Origin of the sequence: Aequorivita capsosiphonis DSM 23843, assembly GCF_000429125.1 — a bacterium.
In the GTDB taxonomy this organism is placed as follows: Bacteria; Bacteroidota; Bacteroidia; order Flavobacteriales; family Flavobacteriaceae; genus Aequorivita; species Aequorivita capsosiphonis.
Window position 1 is genome coordinate 1 of sequence record NZ_AUBG01000020.1, and the last position, 12,948, is coordinate 12,948.

The 12,948-nt window shown below is 37.2% G+C and carries 14 protein-coding genes; 11 read left to right on the forward strand and 3 right to left on the reverse strand.

The features are described from left to right. Positions 1-495 precede the first annotated feature (495 nt). On the forward strand, positions 496-693 hold the full coding sequence (locus G440_RS0115040; RefSeq protein WP_026452071.1) for a hypothetical protein: 198 nt from the start codon (positions 496-498) through the stop codon (positions 691-693). On the opposite strand, the gene G440_RS0115045 is transcribed toward G440_RS0115040, so the two are convergent. Beyond that, entirely contained in the window at positions 674-1,261 is a 588-nt protein-coding gene (locus G440_RS0115045) for a riboflavin synthase (RefSeq protein ID WP_026452072.1), read from the reverse strand. The genes G440_RS0115040 and G440_RS0115045 overlap by 20 nt on opposite strands. A 222-nt stretch (positions 1,262-1,483) precedes the next feature. Here G440_RS0115045 and pdxA point away from each other — a divergent pair, with 222 nt between their 5' ends. From pdxA to G440_RS20070, 9 genes are all read left to right on the forward strand, one after another. Beyond that, positions 1,484-2,545, forward strand: a complete 1,062-nt coding sequence (gene pdxA, locus G440_RS0115050; protein ID WP_026452073.1) for a 4-hydroxythreonine-4-phosphate dehydrogenase PdxA — start codon at positions 1,484-1,486, stop codon at positions 2,543-2,545. Between the two features lie 82 nt (positions 2,546-2,627). Next, the gene (locus G440_RS0115055; protein ID WP_026452074.1) at positions 2,628-3,173 is read left to right on the forward strand and encodes a YceD family protein; all 546 of its coding nucleotides are present in this window, start codon (positions 2,628-2,630) and stop codon (positions 3,171-3,173) included. Between the two features lie 9 nt (positions 3,174-3,182). Beyond that, entirely contained in the window at positions 3,183-3,380 is a 198-nt protein-coding gene (gene rpmF / locus G440_RS0115060) for a 50S ribosomal protein L32 (protein ID WP_026452075.1), read from the forward strand. Positions 3,381-3,550: 170 nt separating this feature from the next. Continuing rightward, positions 3,551-4,549 carry a beta-ketoacyl-ACP synthase III gene (locus G440_RS0115065; RefSeq protein ID WP_026452076.1) on the forward strand — a complete coding sequence of 333 codons (999 nt, stop codon included), beginning with the start codon at positions 3,551-3,553 and terminating at the stop codon, positions 4,547-4,549. Positions 4,550-4,582: 33 nt separating this feature from the next. Continuing rightward, positions 4,583-5,065: an acetyl-CoA carboxylase biotin carboxyl carrier protein gene (gene accB / locus G440_RS0115070; protein ID WP_026452077.1), complete on the forward strand. Its 483-nt coding sequence runs from the start codon at positions 4,583-4,585 to the stop codon at positions 5,063-5,065. Positions 5,066-5,144: 79 nt separating this feature from the next. Continuing rightward, entirely contained in the window at positions 5,145-6,497 is a 1,353-nt protein-coding gene (gene accC, locus G440_RS0115075; protein WP_026452078.1) for an acetyl-CoA carboxylase biotin carboxylase subunit, read from the forward strand. A gap of 88 nt (positions 6,498-6,585) precedes the next feature. After that, positions 6,586-7,719 carry an NAD(P)/FAD-dependent oxidoreductase gene (locus G440_RS0115080; RefSeq protein ID WP_026452079.1) on the forward strand — a complete coding sequence of 378 codons (1,134 nt, stop codon included), beginning with the start codon at positions 6,586-6,588 and terminating at the stop codon, positions 7,717-7,719. Between the two features lie 73 nt (positions 7,720-7,792). Continuing rightward, the gene (gene mtgA, locus G440_RS0115085; RefSeq protein WP_026452080.1) at positions 7,793-8,503 is read left to right on the forward strand and encodes a monofunctional biosynthetic peptidoglycan transglycosylase; all 711 of its coding nucleotides are present in this window, start codon (positions 7,793-7,795) and stop codon (positions 8,501-8,503) included. After that, complete coding sequence (locus G440_RS20070; RefSeq protein ID WP_034259677.1) at positions 8,500-8,958, forward strand: hypothetical protein; 459 nt, start codon at positions 8,500-8,502, stop codon at positions 8,956-8,958. The genes mtgA and G440_RS20070 overlap by 4 nt, the downstream gene beginning before the upstream one ends. Here the strand turns inward: G440_RS20070 and G440_RS0115095 are convergent. Both G440_RS0115095 and G440_RS0115100 read right to left on the reverse strand, forming a co-directional pair. Further along, complete coding sequence (locus G440_RS0115095; protein ID WP_026452081.1) at positions 8,942-9,439, reverse strand: hypothetical protein; 498 nt, start codon at positions 9,437-9,439, stop codon at positions 8,942-8,944. The two genes, G440_RS20070 and G440_RS0115095, sit on opposite strands and share 17 nt — an antisense overlap. 48 nt (positions 9,440-9,487) lie before the next feature. Next, the gene (locus G440_RS0115100; RefSeq protein WP_026452082.1) at positions 9,488-11,707 is read right to left on the reverse strand and encodes an FUSC family protein; all 2,220 of its coding nucleotides are present in this window, start codon (positions 11,705-11,707) and stop codon (positions 9,488-9,490) included. 241 nt (positions 11,708-11,948) lie between these two features. On the opposite strand from G440_RS0115100, the gene G440_RS0115105 reads away from it, so the two are divergent. Continuing rightward, positions 11,949-12,944, forward strand: coding sequence for an NADP-dependent oxidoreductase (locus G440_RS0115105; RefSeq protein ID WP_026452083.1), 996 nt, complete (start codon positions 11,949-11,951; stop codon positions 12,942-12,944). Positions 12,945-12,948 lie beyond the last annotated feature (4 nt).

Here is a 12,948-nt window from a genome sequence, read left to right on the forward strand (position 1 = left end):
TTTGAAGTTGGAAGTTATGCACATGCCATCCGGTTGGAACGAAAAATAAAGAGCCTGAAGAGCAGAAAATATATTATGAACCTTTCGAAATATCCGGAACTAAGGGAAAAGATCCTCAATGAGACCAAGAGCATCTGACTCTCCCGAAAGCTTTCGGGACAGGGGGTCCATGGTTCGAGCCCATCTGAAAATCAAATATTTAAGACATAATACTTATAATTAGCCTTAAGAAGCATTTTAAAACCGTAAGTTTTTTGGCGAGAAGTTTATACTGAGCGAAGTCGAAGTGAGCCCATAGCTTGGCCCGAATTTCCTCGGGATGGGACCATTTTTTCTTAAAAAACTTCGGAAAAAACCATTGTAGTTTATGCTAAAAGAACATTTTTTGTAGAATTAATAAGATATTAGCAGGCAATGAGTTATTTTTTATTGAAGAATAAAAAATTTTATTACTTTAGACGCATAAATACGATTTCAAATCGTTAAACCATATAAATGGCACCATTATTTTTTAACCTTATCCTTTTGGTTTTGCAAGATTCCAAAAATCTACCGGCTCCAAATAATAATCCGCCGCCGCCAAATCCGCAGTTGCCCATAGATGATCATATTTGGATACTTTTAGTTGCAGGTCTTGTATTCGGTATCTATATGGTCTATAAAAGAAACAAAGCTACAAATAAGGCTTCATAAGATTTTTTACGTATTTACCTATAATATCAAACTCTAGGTTTACTTCATTCCCAACTTCAATTCCTTTAAAATTTGTATTTTCAAAAGTGTAGGGAATAATGGCCACGCTAAAAGCTCCCTTTTTAGAGTTGACAACGGTTAAACTAACACCATTTACTGTTATGGAACCTTTTTCAACAGTACTGAATTCTTCATATTTGTATTCAAAAGTAAAGCTCCAACTGCCGTCTGCCTCTTCAATATTGCTACATGTTGCAACGCCATCAACATGGCCTTGAACAATATGACCGTCTAGGCGATCGCCCATTTTCATTGCTCTTTCTAGATTAATTAAAGCTCCTTCTTTTAAAGAATTTAAACTTGTTTTATCCAAAGTTTCCTTGATTGCCGTAACAACATAGGCATTTTCTTTTAGTTCCACCACAGTCAAGCAGACGCCGTTGTGAGATACACTTTGGTCTATTTTAAGTTCTGGAGCCAAAGTGCTTTTTATTTCTATATGGAGGTTTTCACCTTCTTTTGTAAGATGGGATATTTTGCCAAGGCTTTCAATAATTCCTGTAAACATTGCTCTATTTAATTAATACCCTTTTTTAGTATATTTTGAAAAGGTTTCTTCAATTATGCCTTTATAATAGCTAGTCGGACTACTGGAATAGTTTAGAAAATCTGCATTCTATCCTTTAAGAAAGGAGGAAAAGAAGAAAGACTTCGGCTTAATAATGGAAAATTTTAATCAAAATGCACCTTGGGTTCGTTACATTTGTAGTGCAAAAATAACAATTTAAAAATGAGCAGAGCGGATAAAATAGTGGTCGGTATTTCAATAGGTGATATTAACGGAATTGGCAGTGAAATAATTCTGAAAACTTTCGAGGACACCCGTATGTTGGAATTTTGTACGCCAGTTATTTTTGCTTCGGTAAAGTTGATGTCATTCTTCAAAAAACATTTTGAAACAGATATTAATTTCCACGGAATAGATAAAATTGAAGATCTTGTTCCGAAAAAAATAAATGTATTGAATGTTTGGAAGGAACATGTTGATGTTGCTTTTGGCGAAGAAACTAAAACTGGCGGTGAATATGCCATAAAATCATTAAAGGCTGCAGTTACAGCTTTAAAGGAAAATAAAATTCAGGTCTTGGTTACCGCGCCAATCAACAAGTCTAATATTCAATCAGAAACTTTTAATTTCCCAGGTCATACAGATTATTTGGCGCAGGAACTGGAAGGAGATAGTTTGATGCTTTTAATTTCTGAGAATCTCCGCGTTGGGCTGTTAACAGATCACGTACCCGTAAAAGATGTGGTAAAAAATATAACCCGCGAACGCATAGACAAAAAAATAATTACTATTCATCATACACTCATTGAGGATTTTGGAATAGAGAAACCAAAAATTGCCGTTTTGGGAATTAATCCACACAATGGAGATAATGGCGTAATTGGCGATGAAGATGATACACTTCTGCGTCCTGCGCTCGATAATATTCGCAAAAACGGGAAATTAGTGTTTGGTCCGTACGCGGCAGACAGTTTTTTTGGGTCTGGTAATTATAAAAACTTTGATGCTGTTATTGCATCCTATCACGACCAAGGTTTAGTCCCTTTTAAAACCTTGGCTTTTGGAAAAGGTGTGAATTTTACTGCTGGGCTTAACCGCATAAGAACCTCACCAGACCACGGAACAGCCTTCGATTTGGCTGGAAAAAATGAAGCTAATTTTGAATCTTTTCGCGAAGCGGTTTTTAGTGCCGTTTCCATTTATGAAACCCGAGAAGAATACAAGGAAATCTCCAAGAATCCACTAGAAATAAGTAAGAAAAGAGCCTACTCAAAAAAGAAATAGAAAAACTAATTTGCTATTAGATTATTTTTTTATCTTTGCACCCGCCTTATCCGTAAGGTTAAGGTCTTAAATAGGTGTGGAAATGAAGGATTTGAAAGAGTTTACAATCCCTTTCGTAGGGTTGAAATTAGGAAAACACCAGTTTAACTTTGAATTAAAAAAAGCGTTCTTTGAGCATTTTGAGTATGACGAATTTAATGACGCTGCCATTAATATCGATGTATTGCTGGAAAAAATGAGCACATTATTAGAGTTCACATTAACATTTAATGGAACTGTAAATGTTGCTTGCGACACAACAAATGAACCCTATGATCAAGAGATCTCGGGTGAATATACTTTTGTGGTGAAGTTTGGTGATGACTACAATGACGAAAATGAAGATTTACTCATTTTGCCTCACGGAAGTTACGAAGTGAACATTCAGCAATTCATTTATGAATCTATTGTATTGGCTATGCCTTCACGAAAAGTTCATCCCGGTATTGAAGACGGTACATTAGAAAGTGATATACTCGATAAACTTGAAGAATTAAGTCTGAAAGCGATAGATGAAGAAGAAACGCCTGAAGACGACGATATTGATCCCCGATGGGATTCATTAAAAAAACTATTAACGGATAAATAATAAATAGCAATGGCACATCCAAAGAGAAAAATCTCGAAAACAAGAAGAGATAAGAGAAGAACGCATTACAAAGCTACTGCCCCAACACTTGCAATAGATCCAACAACAGGAGAGTCACATCTTTTCCATAGAGCCCATTGGCACGAAGGAAAAATGTACTACCGTGGTCAAGTTGTGATTGATGCAACTGAGCAAGCCGAAGCATAACCTTACATATTATAAAAGCAACTCTCACAGAGATGTGAGGGTTTTTTTGTTTTTTAACTTTGCAAAAAGTCAGAAACAACCTAATTAGTGCCGAATTTCAAGTAAAATTTAGTAATTTTCACTCTTTTTAGAAGAATTTTTGTCTTTTAAGTGAAATCTAATACAGCTTTATGAATACTATAACGGCAGCTATTACCGCTGTAGGAGGCTACGTTCCAGATTACGTTCTCTCCAACAAAGTCTTGGAAACCATGGTTGATACCAATGATGATTGGATCACCAGCAGAACGGGAATTAAGGAGCGGAGAATTTTAAAGGATAAAGATAAAGGCACTTCCTATCTTGCCATTCAAGCGGCAAAAGACCTTCTTCAAAAAAGCAACACAGATCCTGCTGAAATTGATTTGGTGATCATGGCAACTGCTACACCAGACATGCCTGTTGCTGCAACAGGAGTATATGTTGCCACGCAAATTGGTGCCATAAACGCATTCTCTTATGATCTAGTCGCAGCCTGTTCCAGTTTTCTTTTTGGAATGTCAACGGCAGCTAGATATATAGAATCTGGAAAATATAAAAAAGTACTTCTTATTGGCGCAGATAAAATGTCGTCGATCATTGATTATACGGACAGAACCACTTGCATCATTTTTGGTGATGGAGCTGGTGCGGCGTTATTTGAACCCAATACAGAAGGATACGGAGTTAAAGATGAGTATCTTCGTTCTGATGGAATAGGAAGACCATTCTTAAAAATAGATGCAGGAGGCTCTTTGCTTCCCCCTACGTCAGAAACAGTAAACAATAGGCAACATTATGTTTTCCAAGAAGGAAAAACGGTCTTTAAATTTGCCGTTTCTAATATGGCAGATGTTTGCGAAAAAGTAATGCAGAAAAATAACCTAACTAGTGAAGAAGTGGACTGGCTCGTGCCACATCAAGCAAACAAACGCATTATTGATGCTGCTTCCTCACGAATGAATCTTCCAGATGAAAAGGTAATGATGAACATTCACAAGTACGGGAATACAACTTCTGCGACCTTGCCGCTCTGTTTATATGATTACGAAAAACAACTCAAAAAAGGAGATAACTTGATTTTTGCTTCCTTCGGTGGAGGCTTTACTTGGGGTGCCGTTTATGTGAAATGGGCCTACGACTCAAAATAATTTATACCAACACAAAAGACTAAACTTTATACTATGGATTTTAAGGACATTCAAAACTTGATCAAATTTGTGGCAAAAAGCGGTGCCAGCGAAGTAAAATTGGAAACTGACGATATAAAAATTACCATCAAGACAGGTTCTGATGATAGTAAAGGTGAAACTACTTATATCCAGCAGATTCCAAATATGCAAGCACAACCACAAATGCAGACACAGCCACAACAACCTGTTGCCACTGGAACGCCAGAAGCAAAACAGGAAGAAGCAGATTCAAAATTAATTACAATCAAATCGCCAATTATTGGTACGTTTTATAGAAAACCTTCTCCAGACAAGCCGGTTTTCGTTGAAGTAGGAACCACTATAAATACAGGTGATGTACTTTGCGTAATTGAAGCGATGAAACTTTTCAACGAAATTGAAAGTGAAGTTTCAGGAAAAATAGTGAAGGTATTGGTTGACGATTCTTCTCCAGTAGAATTTGACCAACCTTTATTTTTAGTAGATCCATCGTAATTACAAACTTCAAATTCCAAAATGCAAATTCCAAAATTTTGGAGTCTGGAGTTTGGAATTTGTTATTTAAGGAAAAGTTATGTTTAAAAAGATATTGATTGCAAATAGGGGCGAAATAGCACTGCGCATTATCCGCACCTGCCGCGAGATGGGTATTAAATCTGTTGCGGTATATTCTACTGCCGATGAAGAAAGTCTTCACGTTCGCTTTGCAGATGAAGCAGTTTGTATTGGCCCGCCAGCCAGTAATTTGAGTTACCTTAAAATGTCTAACATTATTGCAGCGGCCGAAATAACCAATGCAGACGCAATTCACCCAGGCTATGGGTTCCTTTCGGAAAACGCGAAGTTTTCAAAAATCTGTCAGGAACACAACATAAAATTTATTGGCGCCTCACCAGAAATGATTGAGCGCATGGGCGATAAAGCCTCGGCAAAAGCTACCATGAAGGCTGCTGGCGTACCAACCGTTCCCGGAAGTGAAGGAATTATAGAATCTTTCGAAAAATGTGAAAAGATTGCTGAAGAGACGGGTTATCCGGTCATGCTAAAAGCCACCGCTGGTGGTGGTGGTAAGGGAATGCGCGCGGTTTACAAAAAGGAAGAGCTTAAAAAAGCTTGGGACAGTGCCCGTCAAGAGGCTTCTGCTTCTTTTGGAAACGATGCCATGTATATGGAGAAACTCATAGAAGAGCCACGCCATATTGAAATACAGATTGTGGGTGATAGTACTGGAAAGGCTTGCCATTTAAGTGAACGCGATTGCTCAATACAGCGTCGTCACCAAAAACTTACCGAGGAAACGCCAAGTCCATTTATGACGAAGAAACTTCGTACCGATATGGGTAACGCTGCCGTAAAAGCGGCCGAATACATTAAATATGAGGGAGCTGGAACCATAGAATTTTTGGTGGATAAACACCGTAATTTCTATTTTATGGAGATGAACACACGTATTCAGGTGGAGCACCCAATTACCGAACAGGTAATGAATTACGATTTGATCCGTGAGCAAATATTGGTTGCCGCAGGTATCCCAATTTCTGGTAAAAACTATACGCCACAACTACACGCTATAGAATGTAGAATCAACGCGGAAGATCCATATAATGACTTCCGTCCTTCACCAGGTAAGATCACGGTGCTACACGCTCCAGGAGGTCATGGCGTGCGTTTAGATACACATGTTTATGCTGGTTATACTATTGTGCCGAATTACGATTCCATGATAGCCAAGCTTATAACAACTGCACAAACACGTGAAGAGGCAATTAGCAAAATGAAACGCGCTTTGGACGAGTTCGTGATTGAGGGTATAAAAACCACTATTCCATTTCACCGTCAATTGATGGATGAACCGGATTATGTAGCTGGAAATTATACGACTGCATTTATGGATACGTTTAAAATGAACGAACCAGAGGAAGAGTAAACTTCAAATCCCAAAAAATTAAAGCACCAAATTCCAAAAAAGCTATCTTTGGAATTTGGTGCTTTTTTAATTTGGATTTTTTTTTACTATGAATCTCTCCTATTGGGAACATAAAACGTGGTTATCAAACATCGATTTCGCTATAATTGGTAGTGGAATAGTGGGGCTGAATTGTGCTTTATCACTTCGGAAAAAACATCCAAGAAGTAAAATTGTTATTTTTGAACGTGGCCTGCTTCCCAGTGGTGCCAGTACTAAAAATGCAGGATTTGCTTGCTTCGGAAGTATTTCAGAAATATTGGACGATCTAAAAAATCATACCGAAGCCGAAGTTGTTCAACTTGTTAAAAAGAGAGTTGAAGGTTTACAATTATTGCGAAATACGCTCGGTGATAAACAATTGGACTACCAAGAACACGGTGGATACGAACTATTTACAAAGTCCGATAACGAACTTTTTGAATCGTGCAGTGATAGTATCGGAAATGTAAACAATCTGCTATATCCAATATTTAATTCTGAAGTGTTTTCAGTAAAAGAGAATCATTTCGGTTTTAAAAATATTCAACCTAAACTGATTTACAGCAAGTTTGAGGGTCAAATCGATACCGGAAAAATGATGTTGGGACTTATTAAAAGGGCTTCCGACGAGAATATTTTGATATTGAATTCTTCTGAAATAAGTAATATATCAGACAATGGTGAAACGGTTTCGCTTCAGATTAATTCTTTCCAACCCGGCGGACAGGCACAAGAGGTTTCGGTTAAAAAAGTTTTTATCGCGACCAATGGGTTCGCGAAGCAATTTTTAAAGGAAGATGTAAAGCCAGCCAGAGCGCAAGTTTTGATAACTAAACCGATTAATAATCTAAAAATTAAAGGGACTTTTCATTTAGATAAAGGTTATTATTACTTCAGAAACATCAACAATAGAATCCTTCTTGGCGGCGGAAGAAACCTTGATTTTAAAACCGAAGAAACCACAAAGATGCAACTGACGGAACTTATTCAAAATAAGTTGGAGCAATTACTTAAAACCGTAATTTTACCTGGTCAATCTTTTGAAATTGACCAACGTTGGAGTGGAATTATGGGAATTGGAACGCAGAAAAAACCAATTATTAAAGCGGTTTCGAAAAACGTGTTTTGTGGAGTTAGATTGGGTGGAATGGGCGTAGCAATTGGTAGTTCTATAGGGCAGCAACTTTCTGAATTTGACTAAAACTCTGTGCACTTTGAGTCTCTGTGGTTTTTTCACCACGAAGACACGGAGAACACAGAGGAAATAAAAATCTATGATCAAAAAACTATTCAAATTTATTTTTAAGCTTTTCCTCTGGTTCATCGGGCTTTCTGTGCTTTGGGTGTTATTATATAAATTTGTTCCCGTTCCTTACACGCCATTAATGGCAATTCGCTCCTTGGAAGGAGACAAGAATTATGAAACCCGCCACGATTGGGTGCCAATTGAGGATATTTCACCTTATCTTCAACTAGCTGTAATCTCTGCCGAAGACCAAACTTTTCTTAGCCACAGCGGTTTTGATAGAAAAGCGATTGAAAAGGCGATAAAATATAATGAAAAGGGAAAAAAGGTTCGTGGAGGCAGTACCATTTCGCAACAGACGGCCAAGAATGTCTTTCTCTGGCCACAAAGAAGTTGGTTTCGGAAAGGTATGGAAGTCTATTTTACATTTCTTATAGAAACCTTATGGAGTAAAGAACGTATTTTGGAGGTGTATTTAAACAGCATAGAAATGGGCGATGGGGTATTTGGTGCTGAAGCAGCTTCGCAGTATTGGTTTCACAAATCTGCAAAGAATTTGCGTATTGAAAATGCTGCTGCAATTGCAGCTATTTTGCCAAGCCCGATACGCTACAGTGCAAATCCACCCGGGTCTTACGTTGCAAGACGTACGCAATGGATTATGAAACAAATGCTTTATTACGGACCGTTTACATTAGAAAAACAAGAGAATAAAGGAGATAAAAAGAAAGTGAAATGACTGTAGTAGGACTTAAAGCTCAATTGGTAGAACACTGCGATAGCCAGGTGGATGACCGTTATAAAAAAATAAGACGGACTATTGCCGGTATTGAGGAATCTTTGTTCGAAGAATCTAAAAGTAGCGTTGGGGACAAACATGAAACGGCACGCGCCATGCTTCAGATTGACCGGGAAAATGCGGGGAGACAATTGCATGAAATTGAAAAAGTAGCACAGCTTCTCAACAAGATTGATATAAAAGCTAAATCAGATTATGTACGCTTGGGCAGTTTGGTTTATACCGATAAATTTATATACTTCATTAGTATTTCTATAGGTACAGTTTCCGTAGAAAATACCGATTATCTCTGTGTAGCTCTAAACTCTCCTGTTGGATTACTTATTTCAGGAAAGAAGGAAGGGGATGAATTTGTACTAAATGGGATTCTGTATAAAATCAAGATCGTGAAGTAACATTGATCCACTCTTTTTCAGGTGTTGTTGCGTTCAGTATATCCAGTTCCATAAAAATGGCGATATGATTAGCAACCTTAAAAGCATCATCCACATCATCACTCACATATGCTTCAATATGTTGATTTCGGTTATAAAATAAATTAATTTTAAAAACTTCAAACCCCAGATTCGCTTCTGCTGCTATCACACGGGCGCGACTATTTTTAATTGTCTTGAAAACAGAGAGGTATTCTATTTCAGGCAAATTTTTCCATAAGCCAAAATTTACTTCAAAAATGGAATATACGTTGCGGTATCTCTTTTTTTCCAAATCCAATTCGAAACCCTCTCGCAATGAGAGTTTGAGCGCGGCACCCAACAAAATAAGTCCAAACAGCGTTCCTTCGAAAAATAGATATACAGAAAGTAAAGATAGAAGTATAGCAAAAATTATTTTCACCTTTGCTACTGGCTGAAGATGGCGGATATTATGAGACATAGACCTAGTTTTAAGTCTCAAATATAAAATTATAAATTCAGACTTGGTTTAGAATTGCGTTTCTCTTAAAACCTTTGGCATCTTTTCACTCATTGCCAGTAACCATTTCAATTGTTCGCGAACTAGATGTGCTTCTTCTAATTTTGAAACATATTCGTCGGTTTTTTGCGCTTTTTCATCTTCCGAGAACCTGATATTCTTCCCAAAAACAGCATCAAATATATCTTCAGAATTACCAACTTCTTCCTTTATTTCTGAATTGATTTCGTTATTCAAAATTGATTCTGCCATAGAAAGATTTTGAACTATTCTTGAGGCAATTAAGTTGAAGTTTTCAGAAGCGGGCGTAGTCGGATTGTTTATAATGTATGTACTCAATGAGGCCAAAGACGATAAAAAAGTATGGTTTAACATCGCAATTTCATAAAACTTATCTAGATTTTTTTGTCTTGATTTTGGTTCCTGCGTCATTCGTTGGAATGCTGCACTGAGGTCTGACATTTCTAAAAAAGCCTTTTTTCTTGCTACTTTATATTCGTCGGATACTTCGCCTTTTTTATTATAAAAATCGATAATGACCTCTAAATAAACCCGGTTAGCTTTTACTGTTTCTACAAGGGTATTTTGCATGCTTTGTACCTCCCAAGCGGGCCAAAGCAGCAAATTAGCGAATGTAGCCAATCCGGCACCAATAAGGGTATCGGTAACACGAAATTGAATTACACTAAAAATATCTGGTCGTATAAGTGCATAAATAAAAACCACACTCAGGGTGATAAAAGTGGCCGAGGCCTTATAATTTCGCTGCACCATCGAAAATGCAATCACTAAAGATGTAATTGCTAAAATACCATAAACCGTGGTGTTTTGGGTGAGTAAAACAATTCCCACAGCTATCACCCCGCCAATAAGAGTGCCAATAGTTCTTTCTTTTGAACGCGTTTTGGTCAGGCCAAAAGTGGGTCGCATAATCACTATTAATGTAAGTAAAATCCAATATGGATTTTGAACTTCGAAAAGCATTCCCACGCCGTAGCCAATCATCGTCATGGTTGCCAAGCGCAGCGAATGCCTAAAAATATTGGAGTGTAGGTTGAAATTTTCTACTAAGACTTCTAAATCATAATTCTGTTTGGTCAAATATCTTTTGGCAACTTCACTTTTAATAAAAGAAATTTTTTGACGATCCGGATTGCTGAGTAACCATTCAATTTTTTCAATCTTTTTTACCTGCTGCTTTTGATATTTATAGAGATTCCGAAGCATCAATAAGTCTTCGTCATATATTTCTTCTGAAGTAAATATATCTTCCCTCACTTTTTCCAGGTATATTTCAATTGTTGTGCTTTCCGGAAGTCTTTTGAGATTTGAGAGATGAACCGAAATAGTATTTAACCTATCGCTCATTGCGAAAAGTAAATCTTGAAAATCTTTTAATTCTTCCGGTTTCTTTTCAAAAAGTATATCTGTTTTAGAATAATTTACTGGATGCGCCATGGCCAATTCAAGCATATCTACCAACTGCGCAAAAATCAGCATTCGCTTTCCTTCATACTCAGATTTTCCAGAACCTGTTCTACTAGAAATTAAAATATCTCGTAAGGTTTCATGGGTTGCGGTAAGAGATGTCTGCGTATTTAAAAGACTTTTTAGAAGTTCTGTTCTATCTTTATTTTCTACCAGTTCGCCACGCGTTCGCAAATAATCTGCGGTAAGTCTAAGTGTTTTTGAAAGATAGTATTCCGTAGGTGCCTTCGGAAAAATAAAATGCCGAAGTAATGACAACGCTGCATACCAAAGTCCACCAAGCCCAATGAGCAGCATGCGTTCATAGGGTTGCAATCCACCAGAAACCTTTGAAAAACTAAGTACCAAGGCTAAAAGTCCCGAAAAACTGATTAGGGAAGCCCGAAACCCATAGATGGAGATATAGGAAATGAAAAACATTAAACCCCCTAGAATTGGAAACAGAAGCCACAAAGAAAGATGTAAATAACTGCCAATAAAGCTAACCAGCATGGCCAGTAAAGTGGCGAAGAGAATCCCTGTTATTTTATTTCGAATGCTGCCGCTAACATCGCTAGGTGAAGCAAGCATGGCGCCAATGGTAATCGTGATTCCAATTTGAAGTTCGTCTAATTTAATGCCGACCAATATGGGTATGGTGAGCGCAATTCCTAATAGAATAGCCTTAGAGAAATCGGTACTATTAAAGTATTCCGAAAGATCTTTAAGGGTTTCTTTGACTATGTTTTGAGAAGTTTTCAATCAGTTTTTTTCACTTGCGGCAAAGGTATTGACTACGCTCCGTAAGTTCGTTAATCTTTTCAGAAAAGAAAATTTGTTATTGTTTTATTAAATATATTATAGGCTGGCGTTATTAAATTTTAAACTTTTAAATTTATATGAATGGTAATTATGGTCCACTGAATTCTGAATTGAGAAAATCATTGTGTTGATTTTTTATTGACATATATCCTAATTCATCCATAAATTAAATCAATTTCTAATGAATAAAATAATTTTACTGAAAAATCGTCCCACGGGAAAACCAACATTAAGTGATTTTGAATTTTCTGAAGAAGAAAGGCCGAAAGCAAAAGAAGGGGAGCTATTGTTGAAAGCAAAATACGTGTCTGTAGATCCGTATTTACGTGGTAGAATGCGTGATGAAAAATCGTATATAGAGCCTTTTAAAGTTGGTGAGCCTTTGGAGTCTGGTATTATCGCTGAAGTTGTTGAATCTAATAACAGGAACTTTAAAAGAGGTGAATTTGTAAATGGAACGTTGAAATGGAAACAATTTCAAACTTCAAATGGGAATGGTTTAAATAAAGTAGATCGCGAAAAAGCGCCTTTAAAAGCCTATTTGGGTGTTTTGGGACTGACCGGAATTACTGCTTATTTAGGTCTTGACAAGATAGGAAAACTGAAAAAAGGAGAAACACTTTTGGTTTCTGGAGCTGCAGGTGCTGTGGGAAGTGTTGCGGGACAAATAGGGAAAATAAAAGGGTGTACCGTAATTGGAATTGCCGGGACTGATGAAAAGACCGATCGTATTCAAGAGAAATTTGGCTTTGATGGCACAATCAATTATAAAACCTCCAAAGATATGAAGACGGCCATAAAAGAAGCTTGCCCCAATGGTGTAGATGTTTATTATGATAATGTTGGTGGAGAGACCTTGGATGCTGCTTTGGCGAATATGAACAAATTTGGAAGAGTAATAAACTGTGGTGCTATTTCACTTTATAACGAAACCAAAACACCAACCGGGCCTCGTGTTGAAAGCACACTTATTAAAAATAGTATTTTAATGCAAGGTTTTACGGTGCGAGATTATATTAAGGATTTTGGTCCTGCCCAAAACCAATTGGCCAAGTGGATGGAAGCAGATAAAATTAGCTATTTGGAAACCGTTGTCGAAGGTTTTGATAACATTCCGCAGGCATTTATTGACTTATTCGAAGGCAAAAACAAAGGAAAAATGATTGTGATAGTTTAGCCTC

Bases quoted from the DNA above. Each gene is read 5' to 3' on its own strand.
- G440_RS0115040 (WP_026452071.1), top strand. From the start codon at position 496: ATGGCACCATTATTTTTTAACCTTATCCTTTTGGTTTTGCAAGATTCC.
- G440_RS0115045 (WP_026452072.1), bottom strand. From the start codon at position 1,261: ATGTTTACAGGAATTATTGAAAGCCTTGGCAAAATATCCCATCTTACA.
- pdxA (WP_026452073.1), top strand. From the start codon at position 1,484: ATGAGCAGAGCGGATAAAATAGTGGTCGGTATTTCAATAGGTGATATT.
- G440_RS0115055 (WP_026452074.1), top strand. From the start codon at position 2,628: ATGAAGGATTTGAAAGAGTTTACAATCCCTTTCGTAGGGTTGAAATTA.
- rpmF (WP_026452075.1), top strand. From the start codon at position 3,183: ATGGCACATCCAAAGAGAAAAATCTCGAAAACAAGAAGAGATAAGAGA.
- G440_RS0115065 (WP_026452076.1), top strand. From the start codon at position 3,551: ATGAATACTATAACGGCAGCTATTACCGCTGTAGGAGGCTACGTTCCA.
- accB (WP_026452077.1), top strand. From the start codon at position 4,583: ATGGATTTTAAGGACATTCAAAACTTGATCAAATTTGTGGCAAAAAGC.
- accC (WP_026452078.1), top strand. From the start codon at position 5,145: ATGTTTAAAAAGATATTGATTGCAAATAGGGGCGAAATAGCACTGCGC.
- G440_RS0115080 (WP_026452079.1), top strand. From the start codon at position 6,586: ATGAATCTCTCCTATTGGGAACATAAAACGTGGTTATCAAACATCGAT.
- mtgA (WP_026452080.1), top strand. From the start codon at position 7,793: ATGATCAAAAAACTATTCAAATTTATTTTTAAGCTTTTCCTCTGGTTC.
- G440_RS20070 (WP_034259677.1), top strand. From the start codon at position 8,500: ATGACTGTAGTAGGACTTAAAGCTCAATTGGTAGAACACTGCGATAGC.
- G440_RS0115095 (WP_026452081.1), bottom strand. From the start codon at position 9,439: ATGTCTCATAATATCCGCCATCTTCAGCCAGTAGCAAAGGTGAAAATA.
- G440_RS0115105 (WP_026452083.1), top strand. From the start codon at position 11,949: ATGAATAAAATAATTTTACTGAAAAATCGTCCCACGGGAAAACCAACA.